This window comes from Corynebacterium pacaense, from assembly GCF_900169525.1.
In the GTDB taxonomy this organism is placed as follows: domain Bacteria; phylum Actinomycetota; class Actinomycetes; order Mycobacteriales; family Mycobacteriaceae; genus Corynebacterium; species Corynebacterium pacaense.
On sequence record NZ_LT821240.1, the window covers coordinates 210,515 to 232,619 of the forward strand.

At 64.7% G+C, this 22,105-nt stretch carries 18 protein-coding genes and 1 pseudogene; 10 read left to right on the forward strand and 9 right to left on the reverse strand.

What is annotated here, in order from left to right:
- Positions 1 to 124 precede the first annotated feature (124 nt).
- Complete coding sequence (locus B7E02_RS08120; protein WP_245802225.1) at positions 125 to 634, forward strand: DUF1990 domain-containing protein; 510 nt, start codon at positions 125 to 127, stop codon at positions 632 to 634.
- On the opposite strand, the pseudogene B7E02_RS08125 reads toward B7E02_RS08120, so the two are convergent.
- From B7E02_RS08125 to B7E02_RS08135, 3 genes and pseudogenes are all read right to left on the reverse strand, one after another.
- A pseudogene (locus B7E02_RS08125) lies at positions 594 to 3,194 on the reverse strand (HAD-IC family P-type ATPase). The gene B7E02_RS08120 and the pseudogene B7E02_RS08125 sit on opposite strands and share 41 nt — an antisense overlap.
- Positions 3,195 to 3,350: 156 nt before the next feature.
- Positions 3,351 to 4,670: a PFL family protein gene (locus B7E02_RS08130; protein WP_245802291.1), complete on the reverse strand. Its 1,320-nt coding sequence runs from the start codon at positions 4,668 to 4,670 to the stop codon at positions 3,351 to 3,353.
- Positions 4,671 to 4,744: 74 nt separating this feature from the next.
- The gene (locus B7E02_RS08135) at positions 4,745 to 5,014 is read right to left on the reverse strand and encodes an ACT domain-containing protein (RefSeq protein ID WP_080794871.1); all 270 of its coding nucleotides are present in this window, start codon (positions 5,012 to 5,014) and stop codon (positions 4,745 to 4,747) included.
- Between the two features lie 354 nt (positions 5,015 to 5,368).
- On the opposite strand from B7E02_RS08135, the gene B7E02_RS08140 reads away from it, so the two are divergent.
- Positions 5,369 to 5,620, forward strand: a complete 252-nt coding sequence (locus tag B7E02_RS08140) for a hypothetical protein (RefSeq protein WP_179129697.1) — start codon at positions 5,369 to 5,371, stop codon at positions 5,618 to 5,620.
- 22 nt (positions 5,621 to 5,642) lie between these two features.
- Positions 5,643 to 6,308, forward strand: coding sequence for an NAD(P)H-binding protein (locus tag B7E02_RS08145; RefSeq protein ID WP_080794874.1), 666 nt, complete (start codon positions 5,643 to 5,645; stop codon positions 6,306 to 6,308).
- 26 nt (positions 6,309 to 6,334) lie between these two features.
- Here B7E02_RS08145 and B7E02_RS08150 read toward each other — a convergent pair whose 3' ends face one another.
- The 3 genes from B7E02_RS08150 to can all read right to left on the reverse strand — a co-directional run bounded on the left by B7E02_RS08150 (position 6,335) and on the right by can (position 10,812).
- A complete protein-coding gene (locus B7E02_RS08150; protein WP_080794876.1) occupies positions 6,335 to 7,096 on the reverse strand; it encodes a glutamine amidotransferase in 762 nt (253 codons plus the stop codon).
- A 201-nt stretch (positions 7,097 to 7,297) separates the two neighbouring features.
- A complete protein-coding gene (locus B7E02_RS08155; RefSeq protein WP_080794877.1) occupies positions 7,298 to 7,867 on the reverse strand; it encodes a TetR/AcrR family transcriptional regulator in 570 nt (189 codons plus the stop codon).
- A gap of 131 nt (positions 7,868 to 7,998) precedes the next feature.
- Positions 7,999 to 10,812 carry an aconitate hydratase gene (gene can, locus B7E02_RS08160; RefSeq protein WP_218672385.1) on the reverse strand — a complete coding sequence of 938 codons (2,814 nt, stop codon included), beginning with the start codon at positions 10,810 to 10,812 and terminating at the stop codon, positions 7,999 to 8,001.
- A gap of 355 nt (positions 10,813 to 11,167) precedes the next feature.
- On the opposite strand from can, the gene B7E02_RS08165 reads away from it, so the two are divergent.
- The 3 genes from B7E02_RS08165 to B7E02_RS08175 all read left to right on the forward strand — a co-directional run bounded on the left by B7E02_RS08165 (position 11,168) and on the right by B7E02_RS08175 (position 15,202).
- On the forward strand, positions 11,168 to 11,662 hold the full coding sequence (locus tag B7E02_RS08165) for an Rv1476 family membrane protein (RefSeq protein ID WP_080794881.1): 495 nt from the start codon (positions 11,168 to 11,170) through the stop codon (positions 11,660 to 11,662).
- Between the two features lie 546 nt (positions 11,663 to 12,208).
- Positions 12,209 to 14,017, forward strand: coding sequence for a DIP1281 family NlpC/P60 protein (locus B7E02_RS08170; RefSeq protein WP_080794882.1), 1,809 nt, complete (start codon positions 12,209 to 12,211; stop codon positions 14,015 to 14,017).
- A gap of 93 nt (positions 14,018 to 14,110) precedes the next feature.
- Positions 14,111 to 15,202 (forward strand): ferrochelatase, encoded by a 1,092-nt coding sequence (locus B7E02_RS08175; RefSeq protein WP_080794884.1) that lies wholly within the window; start codon positions 14,111 to 14,113, stop codon positions 15,200 to 15,202.
- Here B7E02_RS08175 and B7E02_RS08180 read toward each other — a convergent pair.
- On the reverse strand, positions 15,172 to 15,927 hold the full coding sequence (locus tag B7E02_RS08180) for a hypothetical protein (RefSeq protein WP_080794886.1): 756 nt from the start codon (positions 15,925 to 15,927) through the stop codon (positions 15,172 to 15,174). The genes B7E02_RS08175 and B7E02_RS08180 overlap by 31 nt on opposite strands.
- Positions 15,928 to 15,973: 46 nt before the next feature.
- On the opposite strand from B7E02_RS08180, the gene B7E02_RS08185 reads away from it, so the two are divergent.
- Genes B7E02_RS08185 through B7E02_RS08195 form a run of 3 tightly spaced genes read left to right on the forward strand, consistent with a single transcriptional unit; the run spans position 15,974 to position 18,531 of the window.
- Complete coding sequence (locus tag B7E02_RS08185; protein WP_080796854.1) at positions 15,974 to 16,819, forward strand: DUF3097 domain-containing protein; 846 nt, start codon at positions 15,974 to 15,976, stop codon at positions 16,817 to 16,819.
- 52 nt (positions 16,820 to 16,871) lie between these two features.
- Entirely contained in the window at positions 16,872 to 17,300 is a 429-nt protein-coding gene (locus B7E02_RS08190; protein WP_080794888.1) for an NfeD family protein, read from the forward strand.
- Positions 17,301 to 17,334: 34 nt separating this feature from the next.
- Complete coding sequence (locus B7E02_RS08195; RefSeq protein ID WP_080794890.1) at positions 17,335 to 18,531, forward strand: SPFH domain-containing protein; 1,197 nt, start codon at positions 17,335 to 17,337, stop codon at positions 18,529 to 18,531.
- Between the two features lie 43 nt (positions 18,532 to 18,574).
- Here B7E02_RS08195 and B7E02_RS08200 read toward each other — a convergent pair whose 3' ends face one another.
- Positions 18,575 to 19,174 (reverse strand): MarR family transcriptional regulator, encoded by a 600-nt coding sequence (locus tag B7E02_RS08200; RefSeq protein WP_080794892.1) that lies wholly within the window; start codon positions 19,172 to 19,174, stop codon positions 18,575 to 18,577.
- A gap of 47 nt (positions 19,175 to 19,221) precedes the next feature.
- Entirely contained in the window at positions 19,222 to 19,998 is a 777-nt protein-coding gene (locus B7E02_RS08205; RefSeq protein ID WP_080794893.1) for a TVP38/TMEM64 family protein, read from the reverse strand.
- 255 nt (positions 19,999 to 20,253) lie between these two features.
- On the opposite strand from B7E02_RS08205, the gene B7E02_RS08210 reads away from it, so the two are divergent.
- Positions 20,254 to 22,101: a methylmalonyl-CoA mutase family protein gene (locus B7E02_RS08210; protein ID WP_425429791.1), complete on the forward strand. Its 1,848-nt coding sequence runs from the start codon at positions 20,254 to 20,256 to the stop codon at positions 22,099 to 22,101.
- Positions 22,102 to 22,105 lie beyond the last annotated feature (4 nt).

Consider the following 22,105-nt stretch of genomic DNA (forward strand, 5'->3'; position numbering starts at 1 on the left):
ACGCGGCGGGGCACCGGGGTCCGTGCAATAGGATGGTTGCCGGCAGCTGGAACCAAGCCAACCCGGGTGGCGCGTCGGTAGCCCCCGTGTTCATTTCCGGCGGTGGACAGGGTAGGAGACGGTGGTGGAAGCGGATGAGCTGACGTATCCGGTGCACCTGCGTGGCGCAGCACTGCGCCTGAGCGGTGGAGAGGGTCGGGATTCCCTCGGACTCGGGACGTGGACGATCACGGATGAGAGCCTCGCCATGGGATCCGGCCCGGAGTGTTTCAGGGAGGCCACCCGCAGGCTGCTGGGTTGGGAGGCCCATCGGTTCGCCGGCGTGCATGTCACGGAGACCGGAGCGGACACCGTGTCCCTCCGGTTCGGTCCGACGGTGTCACCGTGTCTGATCCTGGACCGTGTCACCACACCGACCCGCACCGTACTGGTGTACGGGACCCTGCCGGGACATGTGGAGTCGGGGGAGGAGGCGTTCATCATCGAGATGCACGGTGATGCCACCGTCACCGGCAGGTGTGTCGCCTTCTCCCGTCCGGCCCGGTTCTGGGCACGTCTGGGCGCACCGCTGGCCAGGGGCGTGCAGTTGTGGATTACGCGACGTTACCTGCGCGGGATGCGGCGATCCGCCTGATCCACTTCTCCACCTCAACGAGGGTGAAGATCAGCACTCCGGTGCCCAGCGGCAGGAGCTAGGAACTGAAAGGCACGGATGCTGTTCCGAAGGCGAACTGCATGGGCGGGAAGTAGCCGAAGATCAGCTGGAGGATCACCATCGCGGCCATACACAGCCAGGAGACGGGATTCGCACTGAACAGTTCCCTCCGGAGTGCGCTGACGTGGGTGAACCGCGACGAAAGGAGGTAGAACACCTGGCCGATCGCGAGATTGTGCACCGCGATCGTGCGCGCGACCTCCAGCGATGCCCCCGTGCGCAGTGCCAGCTGCATGGCGAAGAAAGCCGAGGCGCCGAGGAAGAGTGAGACGTACGTGATCCTGATCGCAGAAACCCTGTCCAACAGGCCGACAGAGGCATCCCGGGGCGGGCGTTTCATGATGCCGGGTTCCGCGGGTTCGAAGGACAGCGCCAGGGACAGCGTCACCGCGGTGATGAGGTTGATCCACAGCACCTGGAGCGGTGTGATCGGCAGCTGGAGGCCGAGGATCAGTGCCACGAAGATCACCAGCCCCTGGGCGCCGTTGGTGGGCAGCATGAACACGATCGCCTTGCGGAGGTTGTCGAAGATGGTCCTGCCCATCTCGACGGCGACCGCGATGGTGGCGAAGTTGTCATCGGCGAGCACGATGTCCGCGGCGTCCCTCGAGGCTTCGGTGCCCTTGATACCCATGGCGACGCCGACATCGGCCTGTTTCAGCGACGGTGCGTCATTGACTCCGTCGCCGGTCATGGAGACGACCTCGCCGTTCTCCTGAAGCGCGCGGACGATGCGGAGCTTGTGCTCCGGGCTGGTGCGCACGAACACGTCGGTCCGGGCAACCAGATCCCGCAGCTCCTCCTCCGAACAGTGTTCGATCTCGGCCCCCGTCGCCACCGAATCGCCGGATATGCCGACCTCGCGGGCGATCGCCCGCGCGGTGGATGCATGATCGCCGGTGATCATGCGGACGCGGATCCCGGCCTCCTGCACCACCTTCACTGCCCGGATCGCCTCCTTCCGTGGCGGGTCCTGGATGCCGTAGATGCCGAGAAACTCGAATCCCCCGGCGTCGATGTCATCGGTGGTGATGGTGGTGACCTCTCGGCCCACCTGCCTCCTCGCGGCCGCAAGGACGCGCAGTCCGCGCGAGCCGAGGGCGTCGATACGCTCATTCCACAGCGCCCGGTCCACGTTGCCGCAGCGTGCCAGCAGACGGTCCGGCGCGCCCTTGACGAGGATGGTGCGCCGGCCGTCGACGTCCTGCAGCGTGGCCATGTACTTGTACTCCGAATCGAAGGGCACCTCCGAGAGCCGCTCAGCGGGTGCGACACCCGCCTTCATGGCGAACACGCGGATGCCGCCGTCAGTGGGCTCCCCGGTGAGCACCCACTCACCATCACGCTTGTCGACGCCCGCGTCGTTGACCGTCGCCGCCACCAGCGCCAGGGCGTTCAGGTCGGCGTCGGGCTCCGCCTTCAGCCCCGTCTCCGCGTCGAGGATCTCCCCCTCGGGGGAGTATCCCGAACCGGTCACCGTGACATGCCGCTTCGCGGTCAGCACCTCGCGCACGGTCATTTCATTGCGGGTGAGTGTTCCCGTCTTGTCGGTGCAGATGGTGGTTACCGAGCCCAGGGTCTCCACCGAGTTGAGCCTGCGGGTGATCGCGTTTCGACGCGCCATCTTCTGCACGCCGAGCGCCAGCGTGATCGCGATGACGGCGGGCAGCCCCTCGGGGATCGCGGCAACCGCGAAACCGATGCCGGCGATGATGAGGTCGCCGAAGTCCATCCCGTGCAGCAGCGCGGAGGTGGCCATCATGACCACCGCGAGCACAACACACACCACGGCGATGGTCGAGGAGAATTTCGTCATCGACCGGGTGAGGGGGGTGTCCACCCGGTCCACCTCATCGAGCATCGTGGTGATTGCCCCGATGGCGGTGCCCGACCCGGTGGCGGTGACCACCCCGGTGCCCGAGCCACGGACCACGGTGGTGCCGGAGAACGCCATGCAGGTCCGATCACCGAGCCCGGAACCCGCATCGACCGGATCGGTGTCCTTGGACACAGGCTCTGACTCGCCGGTCAGTGCCGCCTCCTCGATATGGAGGTTGGTGGCGGTGAGCAGGCGCAGATCGGCGGGCACCCTGTCGCCCGCGGCAAGGGTGACGATGTCCCCGGTGACCAGTTCGCCTGCGTCGATTGTGCGCCAGGTGGCGTCGCGGAGGACCGTTGCCTCGGGTGAGAGCATGGACCTGATGGATGCGAGTGCGTCCGCGGCCTTGCCCTCCTGGATGAAACCGACGAGCATGTTGATGATCACCACCGCCGCGATCACCGCGGTGTCCACCCAGTGGCGCAACAAAGCGGTGAGCACCGCCGCTCCGATGAGGACGTAGATCATCGGGTCGCGCAGTTGCCGCAGCAGCCGTGACAGCGCCGATTCCGGTTCCGCCCGCCGGAGCTCGTTTGGTCCATTGCTCTTCAGCAGCGCCGCGGCGGCGGTCCCGCTCAACCCGGTGTCCTCGGTGCCCATCCGCGACAGGGTGCCCTCAGCGGAGGTCGCCCACGCGGGGAACGGGCCGGTTCCTTCTGTTGGCTCGGACTGTATCGACACGTGCGATGCCCTTCCTGGTGTGGTGAATTCCTCCACCAGGCTAGGCGTTTTCCGGGTTGCGTGCGGGGTCCGGATCTAGTTCCGGAATCCGTGAACGGGCGCCGGGATGAAGCCGCCGCGGTGCACGAAATCATGATTGGACACCGTATTCACCGGTATCACCGGCGCATAGCCGAGGAGCCCCCCGAAGTCGACCTCATCGCCGGGCTTCGTCCCGGGAACCGGAATGACGCGGACCGCGGTGGTCTTGTGGTTCATCACTCCGATGGCCGCCTCATCGGCGATCATCCCGGAGATGATCTCGGCGGGGGTGTCCCCGGGAATGGCGATCATGTCCAGGCCCACCGAACAGATGGCTGTCATGGCCTCGAGCTTGTCTATGGAGATCGAACCCGCACGGACCGCGTCGATCATCCCCTTGTCCTCGGAGACCGGGATGAAGGAGCCGGACAGGCCACCGACGCGTGAGCACGCCATCATGCCGCCCTTTTTCACTGCGTCATTGAGCAGCGCGAGCGCCGCGGTGGTCCCGTGCGTGCCCACCTGACCCAGGCCCATGTTCTCCAGGATGTTCGCCACCGAATCACCGACCTCCGCGGTCGGTGCGAGCGAGAGATCCACGATGCCGAAGGGCACCCCGAGGCGCTGTGAGGCCATCGCGCCGACGAGCTGGCCGGTGCGGGTGATCTTGAACGCAGCCTTCTTGATCTCCTCGGCCACCTCATTGAGGCTGGCATCCTGCAGGTTCTCGAGTGCACGGCTGACCACACCGGGCCCGGACACCCCGACGCTGACCACACAATCCCGCTCTTCGACCCCGTGGAAGGCTCCGGCCATGAAGGGATTGTCTCCGACGGAGTTGGCGAAGACAACCAGCTTGGCGCAGGCGATGGCGGAACGGTCGCGGGTCAGCTCGGCGGCCTGCTTGACCACCTTGCCCATCTCGTTGACGGCATCCATGTTGATTCCCGCGCGGGAGGAGGCGACGTTGACGGACGCGCACACGACGTCCGTGGTGCTCAATGCCTCGGGGATGGAACGGATGAGAGTGATGTCGGACGTGGTTCCGCCCTTCTCCACAAGTGCCGAGTACCCTCCGATGAAGTTGACGCCCACCTCCTTCGCGGCCCGGTCGAGGGCGCGGGCGACTTCCACCGGATCGCCCTCGCCCGCTGCGGTGATCAGCGCGATCGGTGTAACCGAGATGCGCTTGTTCACGATGGGGATACCGAGCTCGCGCTCGATGCCCTCGCACACCTCGACGAGGCGCGCGGCCTGGGTGGTCACCCGGTCATACACCGCCTTCGCCGTGTCCCCTGTGGTCCCGCGTGCGCAGGACAGCAGGCTGATACCCATGGTGACCGTCCGGATATCCAGTCGGTACTTCTCAATCATCTCGATGGTGTCGAGGATCCCGCGGGTGGTACGGTCGTTCGGATTGAAACTCGATGAGTGGTCCACAATGTGCCCTATATCTCGTTGACCGCAGAGAACAGTGCCTCCGACTGGATACGGATTACCAGGTCCTGATCCCGTTCCACCGGGACCATCTCGTTCTGGATGGTGGCGATGTCGAGCTCATCCTCGTTGAATCCGACATGGAGGATCATGGTGAACCATTCGTCCATGATGGTCTGGGAGACGTTGTGGATATTCACGCCCACATTGGCCAGTGCGGTGGACACCGCAGCGATAATTCCGGTGTGGTCCTTGCCGGTGACGGTCATGATTGCAAACATGGGTATTAACCTTACAGCCAATGCTGATCCCGTCTCCTCCTCCCGCACGGTGGTCAGCCTGCCCTGGGTGAGGGACGGCACGGCAACAGGGTGCCCGTCGCGGCGCCTGCGAGGTCCGTTCCCGCTTGCAGCCGCGGCCGCAGAGAGCGAGGAAGGGGAGGAACCGATTGCGCTGCGTTACGTTGCTTCAGCAGGTGTGGGTTCCGTGAAGAGACAATGGCATTTGTTGCTGTGCGGACCGGGGGGAAGAGGGTGTGGGAAGGATTGGGGCGTGTCCACCTGCCCCACTGGCGGCGGACCGGTGCGGACCGGTGCGGCCCGCGCAGAACCGCACCGCGTCCTATGATGGGGACCATGTCAACTCATACAGGTTCTTTGAAGAAGTCGGGCGCCTCGTTTCGCGCCGACTGGTTGGATCTACCCACGGAACTGCGGTTTCCCCTGATCGCCGTGGCGCTGGTTGATATCAGTGCAAAGATCGCAATGTGGTTCTCGCTCGCGCGCCGGCCGTCGGGAAGGGTCAGGGGACCGAAGGCGCTGTGGGCCGCGGTCAGCCTCATCAACGGTTTCGGCCCCGCAAGCTACTGGCTTTTCGGTCGAAAGTAGATTTTTGCCTATGGTGGGTGCCATGACCCAAACCAGAAGAGCACTCATCATCGGTGGCCACGGCAAAGTTGCGCTGCTGGCCACCAGGAAGCTTGTCGACGCCGGCGTCGCCGTCACCTCACTGTTCCGCAATCCGGCACAGCAGTCCGACATAGTGGCGCTGGGCGCCACCCCCGTCCTCGCGGACGTCACCACCCTCAGCACGCAGCAGTGGGCTGAGATCCTCAGCGGCCAGGACGTGGTGATCTGGTCTGCAGGCAACGGTGGCAGGAGCGGACCCGCAGCCACCTACGCCGTGGACCGAGACGCCGCGATCTCCTCAATCGACGCCGCGGTGTCCCTCGGCGCCGAGGCGCCCCGTTATATCATGGTCAGTTTCCTCGCCTCCACCTCTCTCCGGGTCGATCCCGACAATTCCTTCTACCCCTACGCGGAGGCGAAGAAGGCGGCGGATCTGCATCTTGCGGCCTCCGACCTGGACTATCTCATTCTCGCGCCCGGTGCCCTCACCGAGGAGCCGGCGTCGGGAGTCGAGGTTGTTCCGGATTCCCCGGAGGCCTCCGTGGGACGCACCTCCTCCAGGGAACTCGTGGCGCAGGTGATCACGGAGTTTGTGAACCGACCGCAATGGCCGGAGAACCGGAGGCTGCCCATCGTGGACGGCTCCGGACGGGTCGCGGACCTGTAGTAGTCCTTCTGTCGGCCCCGGAGTGGTCAGGGAGTGATTGCCGATAGGCTGTGTTCCGCGCCGTCGGCGCTCCTCCTTCCCTCACAGACCTCCACGAAATTGCGCAGGATCCGGTTCGCGTACACCGAGTCCACGCTCGGGAGGCCCGCGATGATGGATTCGTAGTCCTCAGGAGAGAAGTAGCCGTAGTTGAAGTAGAAGTCCATCCGGTTCTTCATCGCCGTCGCGTCCATGTCCGCGTGGAACTGCACCGCCCAGGTCGAGGCGCTGGCACGGACCATCTGCACGGGGCAGTTCGGTCCCGAGGCGAGGACGCGGTGCGAGGGCGCCGCCGAGATCACATTTTCGGTGTGCCCGGTGAATGAGGTGAACCGGTCCGGGAGGTCGCGGGTGAGCACATCGCGGCGCCCCTCCTCCGTGAGCACCACGGAGGTCGGTCCCGAGGCCTCGGGGTGGGTGCGACCGATCTCGCCGCCGTCGAGATGCGCCAGGAGAGTGTTGCCGAAGCAGATGAACAACGTGGGCAGGTGATGACGGGCGAGGCGGTCCAGCTCCGAATGGACGTGCCGCTGCCACGGATCATAGTCGGCATTGGTTACATTCAGCGGGCTGCCACCGACGATGACGCCGTCGAAACCCTCGAGGCTCCCGATGAAGGTGTCGGTCGAGTCGAGCATTCGGCTGCTCAGTTCCTCCGGCCGGAGGCCGGTGGACTGCAGGAAATCGCGATACTCGGCGGCCCGGGCTGCTTCGCCCTGGCGGGGTTGAACGAGAAGAATTGAAACCATACCGCTCAGTCTAGTTGTTTTGGTCCCGGCCTGTTAATGCTCGGCGCCGCCGGTGCCCGGAGTAGCCCGCCCTCAGAGACTTCCAAGGAGGAGTCGATGCGGTGACTGCGTTGGTTGGTGCCCAGCACCCCCGGGGGACGGGAGTGAATGAAACTGCCGGCTGGATCCCGCCCGGCCGATCGACGGTCAAAACGTCTCCGGTTAGTGCTCGGAGCTGCGGACGGAGTGTTCCACGAGATCGAGCACCTGGTCCAGTCCCTCCGTGGAGGCACCGGTTGCCAACCGTGTGATGAATCCGTCCATGACCGTCTCCAGATAGGTGTGCAGCACCTCGACAGGGACGTCGGTGCGCATCTTCCCCCCGTCCGCGTTCTTGGCCAGCCGGACGCGAACCGCCTCGTCCAGAACACTCTGGTGATCGAGCCACTTGGCGCGGAACACGGGATCGGTGCGAAGGAGCTTGGAGATCTCGAGTCGAATGGCCAGCCAGTCATACCGATCGGGGTCCTCCAGCATTCCCCGCATGACCTCGACCAGGCCGTTGTCGGATACCACTTCAGCCATGCGGGCCGCGTCCTCACGGGCCAGGGCGAGGAAGAGTTTCTCCTTGTCCCCGAAGTGATGGAAGATGGCTCCCCGTGATTTGCCGGTGGCCTGTTCCAGGCGCCGCACGGTGGCCCCCTCGTAGCCGAACTCCGCGAAGCATCGGCGGGCGCCCTCGAGGATCTCCTGGCGGCTGTTGAGTGGCTTTCGACCATCGTTCACCGGCATGTTAACTCCTAGAAATCGGTATCGGAAGAGTGTGGAAAAGGGGGCCACCCGGCCCCGGCGGTGGGAATCCGCGCGGTGCCGAAGTGGCCCCCTTCCGTGGTCCCGCTGTCGGGATACCCGTGCTTCTTGCCTTATGCCGAAGCCATCTGGCGGAGCACGTACTGCAGGATGCCGCCGTGGCGGTAGTAATCGGCCTCACCGGGTGTATCGATGCGGACGATGGCGTCGAACTCGACTTTGTCGCCGTTTTCCTTGGTGGCGGTGACCTTGACCGTGGAGGGGATGGTGCCCTCGTTGAGCGCGGTCAGACCGGTGATATCGAAGGTCTCGGTACCATCGATGCCCAGGGAGCCGTGGGACTCGCCCGCGGGGAACTGCAGCGGAACGACACCCATACCGATGAGGTTGGAGCGGTGGATACGCTCGAAGGACTCGGTGATCACCGCTCGCACGCCGAGCAGGTTGGTGCCCTTGGCGGCCCAGTCACGCGAGGAACCCGTTCCGTACTCCTTGCCACCCAGGACGACCAGCGGGATGCCGGCCTTCTTGTAGTTGACGGCGGCGTCGTAGATGAAGGCCTGGGGGCCACCCTCCTGGGTGAAGTCGCGGGTGTAGCCACCAGCGATGTCCACCAGCTGGTTCTGGAGTCTGATGTTGGCGAAGGTGCCACGCATCATGACCTCATGGTTACCGCGCCTGGAGCCCAGCGAGTTGTAGTCGTGGCGCTCCACGCCGTGCTCATCCAGGTACTGCGCGGCCGGGGTGCCCGGCTTGATGGAGGAGGCGGGGGAGATGTGGTCGGTGGTGACGGAATCGCCCAGCTTCGCCAGCACACGTGCGCCGGAGATATCGGTGACCGGCTCCGGTTCAACGGGCATGCCGTCGAAGTAGGGGGCCTTGCGGATGTAGGTGGAGTTTTCGTCCCATTCGAAGGTCTTTCCGGTCGGGACGTCCAGCTCCTGCCACTGCTTGTCACCCTTGAACACGTCCGCGTAATCAGCCTCGTAGAGCTCGCGGGAGATCGCCTGCTGGATGGTCTCCTCGATCTCCTCGGTGGTCGGCCAAATGTCCTTGAGGAAGACATCATTGCCGTCCACGTCCTGGCCGAGGGGCTGGGTCTCGAAATCGAAGTCCATGGTGCCGGCGATCGCGTAGGCGATGACCATGATCGGCGACGCGAGGTAGTTCATCTTGACGTCGGGGGAGATGCGTCCCTCGAAGTTGCGGTTGCCAGAGAGCACCGCGGTGGCGGTGAGATCGTGCTCGTTGATCGCCTCGGAGACCTCCTCCGGAAGCGGACCGGAGTTGCCGATGCACGAGGTGCAGCCGAAGCCGGAGAGGTAGAAGCCGAGAGCCTCCAAGTCCTTCCAGAGGTCCGCACGCTGGTAGTAGCCGTCAACGACCTGGGAACCCGGGGCGCAGATGGTCTTGACCCAGGGCTTGGAGGTCAGACCCTTCTCGTTGGCCTTACGGGCGATCAGGCCCGCTCCAATCATGACGGAGGGATTCGAGGTGTTGGTACAGGAGGTGATCGAGGCGATGGCAACCATGCCGTGATCGATGGTGTATTCGCCACCCTGGGGGGAGGAGACGATCACAGGCTTGGAGGGACGGCCCTGGGCGCCGTCGGCGGCTGATTCGCCGTGACCTGCCGCGGATGCATTGTAGTTGTCGTAATTGCTGTCACTTTCGGGCAGTCCGCCGCCCTCATTGACCATGCGCTTCGCCGGGATGGACCAGTCGGTTTGGACATCATCGTCGGTGTAGACTGTGAGATCCTCGCGGAACTTCTCCTTGGCCTCGGAGAGGAGGATGCGGTCCTGGGGACGCTTGGGGCCGGCGATGGAGGGGACCACGGTGGACAGGTCGAGCTCGAGGTACTCGGAGTACTCGACCTCGGTGTTCTCCTCCGCCAGCCACATGCCCTGTGCCTTTGCGTAGGCCTCGACCAGTGCCACCTGCTCCTCGGGGCGACCGGTCAGACGCAGGTACTTGGTGGTCTCCTCGTCGATGGGGAACATCGCACAGGTGGAGCCGAACTCGGGGGACATGTTGCCGATGGTGGCGCGGTTTGCCAGCGGAACGGCCTTGACGCCGGAACCGTAGAACTCGACGAACTTCTGGACCACACCGTGCTGGCGCAGCATCTCAGTGATGGTGAGAACCACGTCGGTGGCGGTGACGCCAACGGGGATCTCGCCGGTGAGCTTGAATCCGACGACGCGCGGGATGAGCATGGACACCGGCTGGCCGAGCATCGCGGCCTCGGCCTCGATGCCGCCGACGCCCCAGCCCAGGATGCCAAGTCCGTTCTCCATCGTGGTGTGGGAATCAGTGCCGATACAGGTGTCGGGGTACGCCAGTCCGTTGTTGTCGAAGACGACGCGGGCGAGGTACTCGATATTGACCTGGTGCACGATGCCGGTTCCCGGGGGAACGACACGGAAGTTGGAGAAGGACTCGGAGCCCCAGCGCAGGAACTGGTAGCGCTCCTGGTTGCGCTCGTACTCGATTTCGACGTTCTTGGCGAGGGCATCGGGGCGGCCGAAGGCCTCGACGATGACGGAGTGGTCGATGACCATCTCAGCGGGGTTCAGGGGGTTGACCTGATCCGGGTCGCCGCCGAGGGTCTTTACCGCCTCGCGCATGGTTGCCAGGTCGACGACACAGGGGACGCCGGTGAAGTCCTGCATGAGCACGCGTGCGGGAGTGAACTGGATCTCAATGCTCGGGTCGGCAGAAGCATCCCAGTTGGCAATCGCCTCGATGTGCTCGGAGGTGATGTTCGCGCCATCCTCGGTGCGCAGAAGGTTCTCGCCGAGAACCTTGAGGGAGTATGGCAGCTTCTCCATGCCGGGCACTGCGGAGAGGGCGAAATAGTCATAGGACTTCCCGCCGACCTCGAGTGTGCTCTTGGCATTGAAGGAGTTCTTGCTTTCAGTCACAGTGAGCTCCATTTCTAACTTTTCCAGGGTGAGGTTTCGCCGGCCGTTGCATCGGCTGGGCCAGCGGAGGAAAACTTCGGGTTCGTCCCGGGAACATTCCGGAACAGACCCTACGTCACCATTATCCTAACAGTACGGGCGTTCTGTTGTGGAATGCGTCCCGTTTCTGCGTGGCCTTTCGGTGTGGATGAAATGCACTGCTACCGTGGTTTCCAACCTCAGGCAGGGGATTTGTCGGCAATGCGGCATCTTGCGGCGAGCGCAGGGTGACCTTTTGACCACCCCCGAATTACCCCTGTTTCGTGGCATGGCTGGGTAGTTACGTGTACTGATCCGTTGGGCGAAAGGCGTTTTCATGATTCCGGAGAACATTGATATCGATCAGATTGTCACAGATGTCGACGATAGTGCCGTCTATATGGGTGCGCTCACCGCTGGACAGTACCCCGACCTCCAGGGCGACCTGGTCGCCGTGACCAGGGATGCGACGGCCGACGGTTTCGGCTCACTGGGGATCGTCGTCCTTGATCAGACTCCGGAGTTCACCGCGAGCCTCCGTGATGTGGCACAGGAGGTGCTCAATCAGTCCTCGGTGGACACCGTTGCGGTGCGGGCTCCGGGTTCCGGGGCGGTGGTCAGCGAGGTCCATTCGAGGGCTTCGCTTGAATCTGCTCAGCACGGGTTTCTCAGCACCAATGACTATGTCGCGGGCTCCAAGTTGCTGATTCGTGATGTAACGGAATCTCGATTCGGGGAGATTGACTGGGCCCAGAGCTCATTGATTGTCGGAATTGTGCTACTGGTCGTCGTTGTTCTGTCGGCCGTCAGTGTGGGGCGACGCCGTCCCTGACTGGCCACAACGCCTAGATGTAAACCATGGGAACTTGACTATCCATTTACCCTCCCCAGATGTCCAGCCTCTCGCTCTCCGGTGGCGCGCCGTTATCCGTCCGAATGTAACCAAGATCACAATAACAAACTGGTAAAGAGTTCTCGCAGGCCAGCCCACGCATATAGGTGCGCGGGCTGGCCTTTTCTGCTGGGGCGGATGTTAAGTATGTATCGAAAGTTATCTGGGTGGCTTAGTGTTCAATTATCGACTCACGAGTCGGATTCGAACCCTGTAGTCAATCTCGGACACTGGAATGTTCAAGCGTCACTCGATGAACTTCTCTAACTCAATGCATTTGCGTACTTCCAATTCGGGCAAACGGGGAAGCTTGCCAAGGATGGCGTTCGCGAGAGGTGTTGGGTTGCGTGTGCCGGGATCGCTCGGGTGATCGATCCTGTTTGTGGGTCAAGAAGTCCCGGGACTGGCTCGCGGGAACACTCTGGGAAGGTTTTTCAAGTGTGGAAACTGGATCTCGAGTGATTCTCAGAAAGAACAGGAGATATCGTGGCCTTGACTGCTACACGCCGCACCACCGGGTGCGTCAGAAGAGGTGCCCTCGTCGTCCGCGCCCTGGTTGCGGTGGCCATCAGCGGTAGCCTCGCGCTGACGCTGACGCCCGCTGTGGCACAGCCCGTCAACCCCTCGGACGCGGAAATCGCGGATGCGCAGGGTCAGATCGAGGCGGGCAACGGGGATGTCTCCCGCCTCGCCGGCGAGATCTCTGCCAGGGACGGTGAGATCAACCGGCTGGAAATGGAGATGGGTGGACTCCGCGAAGCGGTTAACAAGGCCGTGGTGGATCTCCAGGACGCTCAGGCGGAGGCGCAGCGCGCGCGGGCGGAAGCCGACGCAGCGAAGGTCGATCTCGATTCATCCCAGGCAGATATCGAGGCCGCGCAGGAGCGGCTCAACGAGCTTTCCCGTGCCGCCTACCGTCAAAACGGTACCTCCAAGGGACTCTCCGGAATGTCGGGAAACAGCGCCAACGAGGATGCTCTCGATCGGCAGACCTACCTGCGGACAACTGCGGACAAGCAGCGTGAGGCCGTAGCGGAGCTCGATCGGCTGCGCACCGAGAATGCCAACAAGGAATCTGCACTTCGGGTGGCCCGCAACCTCGCCGATCAGCGCGAGGCGGAGGCCGCGGAACAGGAGCGGACGACGCGGGAGGCCATCGAGCGTAACTCGGCTCAGGTCAATTCGCTGAATGCGGACCGCAATGCGCTGGTGGCCCAGCGGGGGGAGGCCGAGCGCAGCCTGGCCGCTGCCCGTTCCCAGGCGGACACCCTGCAGGGGCAGCGTCAGGAGTACCAGGACTATCAGCGCGCCGAGGCTGAACGAAAGGAGGCGGAGGCCGCGGCCGCCGCCGCAGCCGAGGAGAAGCGGAAGACCGAGGCCGCTGAGGCCGCGGCACGCGCGGCGGCCGAGAAGGCGGCAGCCGAGGCCCAGGCAGAGCGGGAGGCGGTCGCCCGCGCGGCCGCGGAACAGCGTGCGCGCGAGGCGCAGGCGGAAGCCGAGCGTGCCCGCGCGGCCGCGGAGCAGAAGGCGGCCGAGGACGCGGAGGCCAAGCGGGTACAGCAGGCGGCCCTGGCCGCGGCTGCCGCTGCCGCAGCGGCGTTGGCCGCGGCCAATGAAGCGGAGCAGACGGCCGCGGCCAGCCCGGCCCAAACCGCGCCGGCCCAAACCGCGCCGGCCCAAACCGCGCCGGCCCAAACCGCGCCGGCCCAAACCGCGCCGGCCCAAACCGCGCCGGCCCAAACCGCGCCGGCCCAAACCGCGCCGGCCCAAACCGCGCCGAGCCCCGGCGGAACCGGCTCCGGCGGCTCCGGCTCCGGCAGTGTCGTCGACGAATCCGCCGATGATATCGTCGAGGAGGTTGTTACCGGCGACCGGGCCGCCAGGATTGAGGCCGTCATCGCTCGCGCCAGCAGCCAGATCGGGATGCCCTATGCGTGGGGTGGCGGTGACGCTAACGGTCCGACCCTGGGAATCCGGGACGGTGGAGTGGCTGATTCCTACGGTGATTACAACAAGGTCGGTTTCGATTGTTCGGGACTGGTTCTCTACGCATTCGCCGGGGTGGGGATCTCGCTTCCCCACTACACCGGTTACCAGTATCAGCACGGCACCAAGGTCTCGCCCTCAAGCATGCAGCGCGGTGATCTCATCTTCTACGGTCCCGGTGCATCCCAGCATGTCGCCATCTACCTCGGTAACGGTCAGATGCTGGAGGCGCCGCAGTCGGGTTCGACGGTCAGGATCTCGCCGGTGCGCTGGTCGGGGATGACCGAGTACGCCGTGAGGCTGCTCTAGCCCCACCCGGCGGAAAAGTGGCTGTACCTATCGATGGGTGGTGCTCAATCGAATTTTGTGCAATATCAATCGAAAGTTGTTAAGGTTCTCGTTATGAATGCGAGCCGTCCGGATGCCTATGATGCCCTCCTCGTGCTCTCCTTCGGTGGTCCCGAAGGGCACGAGGAGGTTCGTCCCTTCCTGGAGAATGTCACCCGTGGGCGGGGTATCCCGCCCGAGAGGCTGGACGACGTGGCCGTCCACTACCACCACTTCGGTGGGGTGAGCCCCATCAACGGACTCAACCGGGAGATCATCGCGAACGTGGAGAGGGAGCTCGCCGACCGCGGAATATCGATTCCGGTGTATTTCGGTAACCGCAATTGGTTGCCCTACGGTGCCGATGCCGCGGAGCAGATGGCGCGCGACGGCGTCCGGAACGCCCTGGTCCTGGCCACCTCCGCGTGGGGCGGGTATTCGGGATGCCGCCAGTACCAGGAGGATATCCAGCAACTGATCGAGCATTTGGACGCCGAGGGCCTGCCGGCGATCACCTTCACCAAGATTCGCCAGTTTTACGATCATCCCCTTTTCATCGACACCATGGTCGCACATGTGCGCGACTCCTTCGCCGAATTGCCCGAGGACCGACGCGGCCGAGCCCGTCTGGTGTTCACCGCACACTCGATTCCGTTGACCTCAGTCGATGCCGATGGCACCAAGATCGACGGATCCCTGTATTCCGACCAGGTCCGTGAATCCTCCGCCCTGATCGCGGAGGGACTGGGAATCACTGACTATGACGTGGTTTGGCAGTCGCGTTCCGGTGCCCCCCATGTTCCCTGGCTCGAGCCGGACATCGTTGACCACGCTGTGGATCTCAATGAGCGCGGTATCGACACCCTGGTGGTCTGCCCCGTGGGCTTCATATCCGACCACATGGAGGTCATCTGGGACCTGGACTCCGAACTCATGGACGAGGCGGCCAGGCGTGGAATGACCGTTGTTCGGACCGCCACGGCCGGACCCACCGAGTCCTTCGCCGCCATGGTCGTCGATCTGATCGAGGAGCAGGGCAGCCACCGGCAGCCGGAACGCCGGGGTTGCCTGCCCCTGCGCGGCACCTCGGTCAACGGTGCTCCCTGCGCCGAGGGATGCTGCCTACCGATGCGCGTTCACAAACGTGCGAACTCGGCCAGCGTGTAGCTGACCCCCGCCATCCGGGCGCCGCGGATGTGGCGCCAGAGACCGATCAGCTGCGGGTCGAGGGAGTGCTCACCCATGGTCTGCTGGACCGTCTCCACGATTGCGGCCACGCGGTCGGCACGCGCGAACAGTTTCGCAGCCCGGGGCGGGACATCGTGAGGCAGTCCCGGTGTGTCGTAGAAGTCCGAGAGTGTTCCAACGGTCAGCCGTGGGTTCCTCAGGGATGCGGGAGCCAGCGTGGAGTACGCCGTGGCCTCGATCATCCTCGCGGCCTCCGCGGTAGCCGTGGTGAGCAGCGCATCGGCGTCACCGGGGGAGAGGTGGGACTCGGGACTCGGCGGGCCCTCGTACTCCGTCCAGGTCCACAGAGTCGAACCGTCCAGCCGTTCGGGGACCAGTGCATGGGACACCCGCTTGTCGACGCCACGGATGATCAACGCACCCTCCGCCGTGCCGGCCGCACGCAGTGCGGCCCGTGGATCACCCGGTCCGCTGAGGGCCAGTGTGATCAGTGGTTCGGTGAAGGGGGCGTCGACAAGCGGTGCGACGGTCTCCCTGACCCTGCGCAGCAGGTCGAGGAGACCGCCTTCGTCGATCGCGTGGGTTCCGCCGAGATCGACGAAGGCGTCGATGACTTCCTCGGTGGGCACCAGATCGTAGATCCACGCACCCAGCCAGACGGCGGTGTTTTGCAGTGGGGAGTAAACCTGTGAACGCATTTCCATAACGGAAGGTCAGTCTAGTCCAGCCCATTGGATATGGTTGATGCCCATGAGCCCTACAGACCCCTACTCAGGAGATATTTTCGGCGGGCACGCCCGCAGCAGGACCCCCGACTACCCGCTCGTCCCTGCTGAACCCGGGCTGGTCGTGGAGGTCCGCGGTGACGGTTTCGTCGGTGCGGTCACCGGCTTCGAGAAAACCTATGACGGTGACTTCATCCGACTCGAGGACCGTCGGGGTCGGGAGCAGCTCTACAAGCTGCGCAGGGGTGGATTCATGGTTGATGGCTCGATTGTCACACTGGTACGTCACGTTCCAAGGCGGGAACCGGAAAGGTCGAACTCCGGCTCCCGGCGGGTAAGCAACGTGCAGGCGAAAGTCGCCGCACCCTCCAGGATCTGGGTGGAGGGAATCCACGACGCCGCCATCGTGGAGAAGGTCTGGGGCCATGATCTCCGCGTCGAGGGGGTGGTGGTGGAGTACCTCGAGGGTCTGGACAACCTGCCCGTCCGCCTCGCCGAGTTCGGCCCCGGTCCGGGGCGGAGAATCGGGGTCCTGGCCGATCACCTGGTGGAGGGCTCCAAGGAATCGCGGTTGACGCGGTCGCTCGGTCCCGATGTGGCGGTGACCGGTCACCCCTACATCGACATCTGGGCCGCGGTGAAGCCCGAGCGCCTGGGGCTGCGTGCCTGGCCCGAGGTGCCCTACGGCGAGGACTGGAAGACCGGTGTCTGCCGCAGGGTCGGCTGGAGCAACCCGAAGGAGGGTTGGCACCGCGTCTACGGTGCCGTCAACTCCTTCCGCGACCTCGACCACACGCTGATCGGCGCGGTGGAGCGGTTGGTGGACTTTGTCACCAACCACGACCTGAGCAAGGAGGATGCGCTCGCCTAGCCCGGCGCGGGAGCCGACCCCTGATTGTCCCCGTTTAGGTACGGTGGGCTAGGTGGGAGCGATCATCTGGTTCATCGGCGCACTGGTCCTGGCGGGACTCGAACTCGCGGCTGGTGAGTTCACCCTGCTCATGCTCGCCGGCGCGGCCCTGGCCACCGCCGGGGTCTCGGCGATCGGGGTCCCGGTCTGGGCAGAGTTTCTGACCTTCGCGCTATCCTCGGTAGCCCTGCTGCTCTTCCTCCGTCCGGCGCTCAAGCGCCGACTGCACAAACCCGCGGTGCTGGACACCTCCCCGCAGGCCCTGCTCGGGTCAACGGCGATCGTCCTCGAGCGCATCGACGAACAGGGTGGGCAGATTCGCATGGACGGTTCCATCTGGTCGGCCCGCAGCCTGGACCCGTCCCACGCCTTCGATGAGGGTGAACGCGTCCATGTCATCAGCATCGACGGTGCCACCGCAGTGGTCTGGAAGCAACCGTGAACACAACTGAAACCGACAACAATATGGAGGACCCATGACAGGTCTCATTCTTGCCATCGTATTCCTGGTGTTCGTCGCCTTTGTGGTAATCAAGTCAATTGCCTTGATTCCGCAGGGTGAGGCGGCCGTCATTGAAAGACTCGGCCGGTATACGCGCACCGTGTCCGGAAACCTGACCCTGCTCGTACCCTTCGTCGATCGCGTCCGTGCCAGGATTGACACCCGTGAACGCGTGGTGTCCTTCCCGCCGCAGGCCGTGATCACGCAGGACAACCTGACCGTGGCCATTGATATCGTGGTCACCTTCCAGATCAATGACCCGGCCAAGGCGATCTACGGAGTGGACAACTACATCGTCGGTGTCGAGCAGATCTCCGTGGCCACCCTCCGCGACGTGGTCGGAAGCATGACCCTCGAGGAGACGCTGACCTCCCGTGAGGTGATCAACCGCCGGCTACGCGGTGAGCTCGACGCCGCAACGACCAGGTGGGGACTGCGCATCAGCAGGGTGGAGCTCAAGGCCATCGATCCGCCACCGTCGATCCAGCAGTCGATGGAAAAGCAGATGAAGGCCGACCGCGAGAAGCGCGCGACGATCCTCACCGCCGAAGGGCAGAGGGAGGCGGACATCAAGACGGCAGAGGGCGAGAAGCAGGCGAAGATCCTCTCCGCCGAGGGCGAGAAGCACGCGGCCATCCTCAGTGCGGAGGCCGAGCGGCAGGCCATGATCCTGCGGGCGGAGGGTGAACGTGCCGCCAGATACCTCCAGGCGCAGGGAGAGGCCCGCGCGATCCAGAAGGTCAACGCCGCCATCAAGGCCGCAAAGTTGACCCCGGAGGTGCTGGCTTACCAGTACCTGGAGAAGCTGCCCCAGATTGCCGATGGGAAGTCCTCCAAGATGTGGGTCATCCCCAGTCAGTTCTCCGATTCCCTCGAGGCCTTCGCCCGCCAGTTCGGGGACAGGAGCGAGGATGGTGTCTTCCGCTATGAGGCATCCTCCGTTGATGAGGAGACGAGGGATCTGGCCAACGCCGATGACATTGCGGAGTGGTTCTCCACGGAGTCCGACCCGGAGATCGCCGCGGCGGTCGCCGCCGCCAACGCCGTGGCCAACAAGCCGGTCGATCCCGATCCCGCGGAGCTGGCGCTCGGCAAGACCGCGCCGAAGACCAAGCCCGATCCCACTGAGGAGGACCGGGGCCTTCCGGAGGGCTTCCACCAGCAGATCTAGTCCCCGGGTGGCCGCGCCGCCGGGGTGCAAAGGGGCGGCGTCGTCAGGCGGGGTGCCGCTGCGCCGCCTGCGCCAGCAGGTTCACCGCTAGCTGCCAACCGGCCTGCTCCGCGTGCCAACCCGCCGCCTGGAGCCGCTGGGACATCGCCTGCTTGGAGATTCCCAACTCCTCGGCGGCCTCATTCTGGTTGAGTCCGGAGCGGACCAGGGAGGTCGCCTCCCTGCCCTCGATCGAGCGTTTTCCGAGCACCTGCGAGAGCAGGGCGAAGGCAGCACTGATGTTGAAGGCACGGACATCGTCGCGCCTGGCCCCCGAGATCCGCACCCTGACCACCCCGCTGCGGGCCGTGGGTCGGAGGGCATCGCCGGCGGCCTCCACCGCCATCTCCCTCAGATGGGCGTCATCGTCGGTATCCGCACCGGGGACCACCCCGATGCCGATGGCCCAGTCACCGGCCGCCAGCAGCGCCATCACGACATCGCAGGCTGCGGTCGCCGAATCGATGTTGGCGCGGATATCCTCCACGCCGAGCTTCTCAAACTCCCCGACACCGTCAAGGGTGGACAGCGCCTCCGCGAAGCGACCGACCAATTCCGCCCTGCGCGTGTCCCGTCCCCGGTATCTGGCATGCAGCGCCCACATTCGATTCCTCTTCTCTGGCTGTTTTCATCCAGCATACCCGGAGAATTCTACTCGTCAGCCTTGACTGGGAGATGCCGATCCACGATGATCCCGACCAGGCCCAGACCTGCGAGAGCCACGCTGAGCAGGATCAACCTGAGATCCCCGCCACCGCTCAGCGCATCGCCGAGCACAACCGTGACAATCGTTCCCGGCGCCGATCCCACGAGGGTGGCCAGCACGAAGGACAGCAGCGAGACGCTGGTCAGTGCGGTCAAGTAGTTGAGGATGGAAAAGGGGATGGCGGCGATCATGCGCAGTGAACCCACGGCCAGCCAGCCGCGGTGCCGGAGCCGGAGATCGATGCCCGCCACCGCCGGATGGGTCAGCCGTGGTCTCATCCAGTCGCCGAGGATGCGGCGGACGATCACCAGCGAAATCGCGGCGGAGGCGGTGGTGCTGCCCAGGGCGACGATGCTTCCGAGTACGGGACCGAAGAGGACACCCGAGGACAGGGTGAGCACGGTGCGGGGAACGGGAAACTGCGTGAGACCGATGTACAGCAGGCAGAACAGGACGATGAAGGAACCGCCCGCATCCTCCGCCCAGTGCCGCAGCGTGCCGATGGAGGGGACGTCCACGAAGACGGTCACGGCTATGAACAGGGCAAGCGCCGTTGCGATCGTGATCGCCCTGAGCGGTGTCCACGATCGCACCGTAGCCAACGCATCGGAAGCCGTGGTGAGGATGAAGTTCGCGGCCGCTGTCAGACCGGTGCGCAGCCGGGAGGTGACCGGTGGTTGATCGCCCGCCGCGGTGTCCGCGCCATCCTCGTCTCGCTCCATGGGGAAGACTCTACAACCGGTGCCGCCGGCAATGGGCCGCGGGTGACCGGCGATTGTCCGCATTGCGTGACGCAGCTCGCTGTGATTTGTGAATCTCCACCCCCGAAACTCCGGCTGTGACCCCGGATGTGGGTTATCGTTGTCGGTGAAGCAGATTGCATATCGCATACGTTGCTGATTCATTTTTCGGAAGCGATGCTCCGATGTGGTCCGCCGACACTATAGGCACACTTTTCGATGGGGAGTATTTCCAAGTTGACTGATCTCAGAGATGCCTCTTTACCTGGTTCCTTCACTGACAACCTGGATGCCTGGCACAAGGCCGTTGCAGGGGTCTTCGCCAGGGTTCAAAAGAAGGATGTAAAGGATGTTCCCCCGGACGTGTGGCGCAGGCTGATCGTCACCACCGCGGACGGCGTGGACATTTCCCCGCTCTACACGCGGGCGGACGAGCACGGCGAACCCAACACCGAGCTGCCGGGGGTGTTCCCCTTCACCCGCGGAACCGCCGTTGACGGCGAGCGCGAGGGATGGGGGGTCTGCGAGACCTTCGGCACCTACGGGGACAGCTCCGCGGAGGTGAACAGGCAGATACTCCACGCGCTGAACTTCGGTACCACGACCCTGTCCCTGGATCTCCGTTCCTCACTGACGCCGGCGGATCTTCCGGTCGTCCTGGACGGGGTGCTCACCGATCTGGTGCCCATCCACGTCCATGCGGGCAGCCGGCTGAGCGAGGCGGCGAACAGGATTCTGGAGCTTCTCGACGCCACCGGGACCCCCGGGGTGACGTTGGGTGCCGCGCCGCTGACCGCGGCGGTCGACGGCAGTGAAACGGCATCCCTGGATGAGTCGGTCGCACTGGCCGTCACGCTCGCCGGACGCCCCGGCGTGCGTACCCTGCTGGTGGACGCCGTTTCACTGTCCAACCAGGGCGCCAGCGACGCCCAGGAGGTGGGGCTGGCCCTCGCCGTGGGCGTCGAGTACGTCCGCCTGCTCACCGAGGCGGGGCTTTCCACCGCCGAGGCCCTGCGCCAGATCGCCTTCCGCTTCGCGGTCACCGATGACCAGTTCGGTCAGATCGCCAAGCTGCGCAGCGCGCGCCGGCTCTGGGCCAGGGTGTGCGAGGTTCTCGGGCATCCCGAGGAGGCCGCGGCACCGCAGTCCGCACTGACCGCCCCCGTGATGTTCAGTCAGCGTGACGCCTGGGTGAACATGCTGCGCAGCACGGTCGCCGCCTTCGCCGGCGGTGTCGGTGGAGCCACCGATGTTGAGGTGCTCACCTTCGATTACGCGATCCCCGGCGGCATGCCAGGAACCTCGCGGAACTTCGCCCACCGCATCGCACGGAACACCAACCTGCTGCTGCTCGAGGAGTCCCATCTCGGTCACGTCGTGGATCCCGCGGGCGGCTCCTATTATGTGGAGAGCTTCACCGATGAACTCTCGGCGAAGGCATGGGCCGTGTTCACCGGGATCGAGGCCGAGGGTGGCTTCCGGGCCGCCCTGGCCAACGGCAGCGTCGCCCGTGCACTCGATGAGATGCACGAGAGCACCCGGCACCTGATCGCCACCAGGCGCAAGCAGCTGACCGGCATCAACGAGTTCCCGAATCTGGCCGAGGCCCCGCTCGCACCGGAACTGCGGCACGAGCCGGCGGGAGTGCGTCGTTGGGCCGCGGAGTTCGAATCCTTCCGAAACCGTTCCGACGCATTCCTGGATCGCACGGGTCAGCGTCCGAGCATCACCCTGATCCCCCTGGGACCGCTGTCCAAGCACAACATCCGCACCGGTTTCGTCACCAACCTGCTTGCCTCCGGTGGAATCGCCGTGGTCAACCCGGGTGAGCTGACCCCCGGTACGCCGGAGTTCGAGTCCGCTGGAGGCGCCGGGATCGTCGTCATCTGTGGCACCGATCAGGAGTACGCATCCTCTGGGGAACTCGCCGTGGAGAAACTCCGCGAGGCGGGAGCGGGAAAGATCCTGTTGGCGGGCGCACCGGCATCCTTCGAGGGTGCCTCCGTACAGCCCGACGGCTACCTGAACATGAAGATCGACGCAGCGGAAGTACTTTCCGGTCTGCTGGATACGCTGGGAGCATAGCAAC

Bases quoted from the DNA above. Each gene is read 5' to 3' on its own strand.
- B7E02_RS08130 (WP_245802291.1), bottom strand. From the start codon at position 4,670: ATGATTGAGAAGTACCGACTGGATATCCGGACGGTCACCATGGGTATC.
- B7E02_RS08135 (WP_080794871.1), bottom strand. From the start codon at position 5,014: ATGTTTGCAATCATGACCGTCACCGGCAAGGACCACACCGGAATTATC.
- B7E02_RS08140 (WP_179129697.1), top strand. From the start codon at position 5,369: ATGTCAACTCATACAGGTTCTTTGAAGAAGTCGGGCGCCTCGTTTCGC.
- B7E02_RS08145 (WP_080794874.1), top strand. From the start codon at position 5,643: ATGACCCAAACCAGAAGAGCACTCATCATCGGTGGCCACGGCAAAGTT.
- B7E02_RS08150 (WP_080794876.1), bottom strand. From the start codon at position 7,096: ATGGTTTCAATTCTTCTCGTTCAACCCCGCCAGGGCGAAGCAGCCCGG.
- B7E02_RS08155 (WP_080794877.1), bottom strand. From the start codon at position 7,867: ATGCCGGTGAACGATGGTCGAAAGCCACTCAACAGCCGCCAGGAGATC.
- B7E02_RS08165 (WP_080794881.1), top strand. From the start codon at position 11,168: ATGATTCCGGAGAACATTGATATCGATCAGATTGTCACAGATGTCGAC.
- B7E02_RS08175 (WP_080794884.1), top strand. From the start codon at position 14,111: ATGAATGCGAGCCGTCCGGATGCCTATGATGCCCTCCTCGTGCTCTCC.
- B7E02_RS08180 (WP_080794886.1), bottom strand. From the start codon at position 15,927: ATGGAAATGCGTTCACAGGTTTACTCCCCACTGCAAAACACCGCCGTC.
- B7E02_RS08185 (WP_080796854.1), top strand. From the start codon at position 15,974: ATGAGCCCTACAGACCCCTACTCAGGAGATATTTTCGGCGGGCACGCC.
- B7E02_RS08195 (WP_080794890.1), top strand. From the start codon at position 17,335: ATGACAGGTCTCATTCTTGCCATCGTATTCCTGGTGTTCGTCGCCTTT.
- B7E02_RS08200 (WP_080794892.1), bottom strand. From the start codon at position 19,174: ATGTGGGCGCTGCATGCCAGATACCGGGGACGGGACACGCGCAGGGCG.
- B7E02_RS08205 (WP_080794893.1), bottom strand. From the start codon at position 19,998: ATGGAGCGAGACGAGGATGGCGCGGACACCGCGGCGGGCGATCAACCA.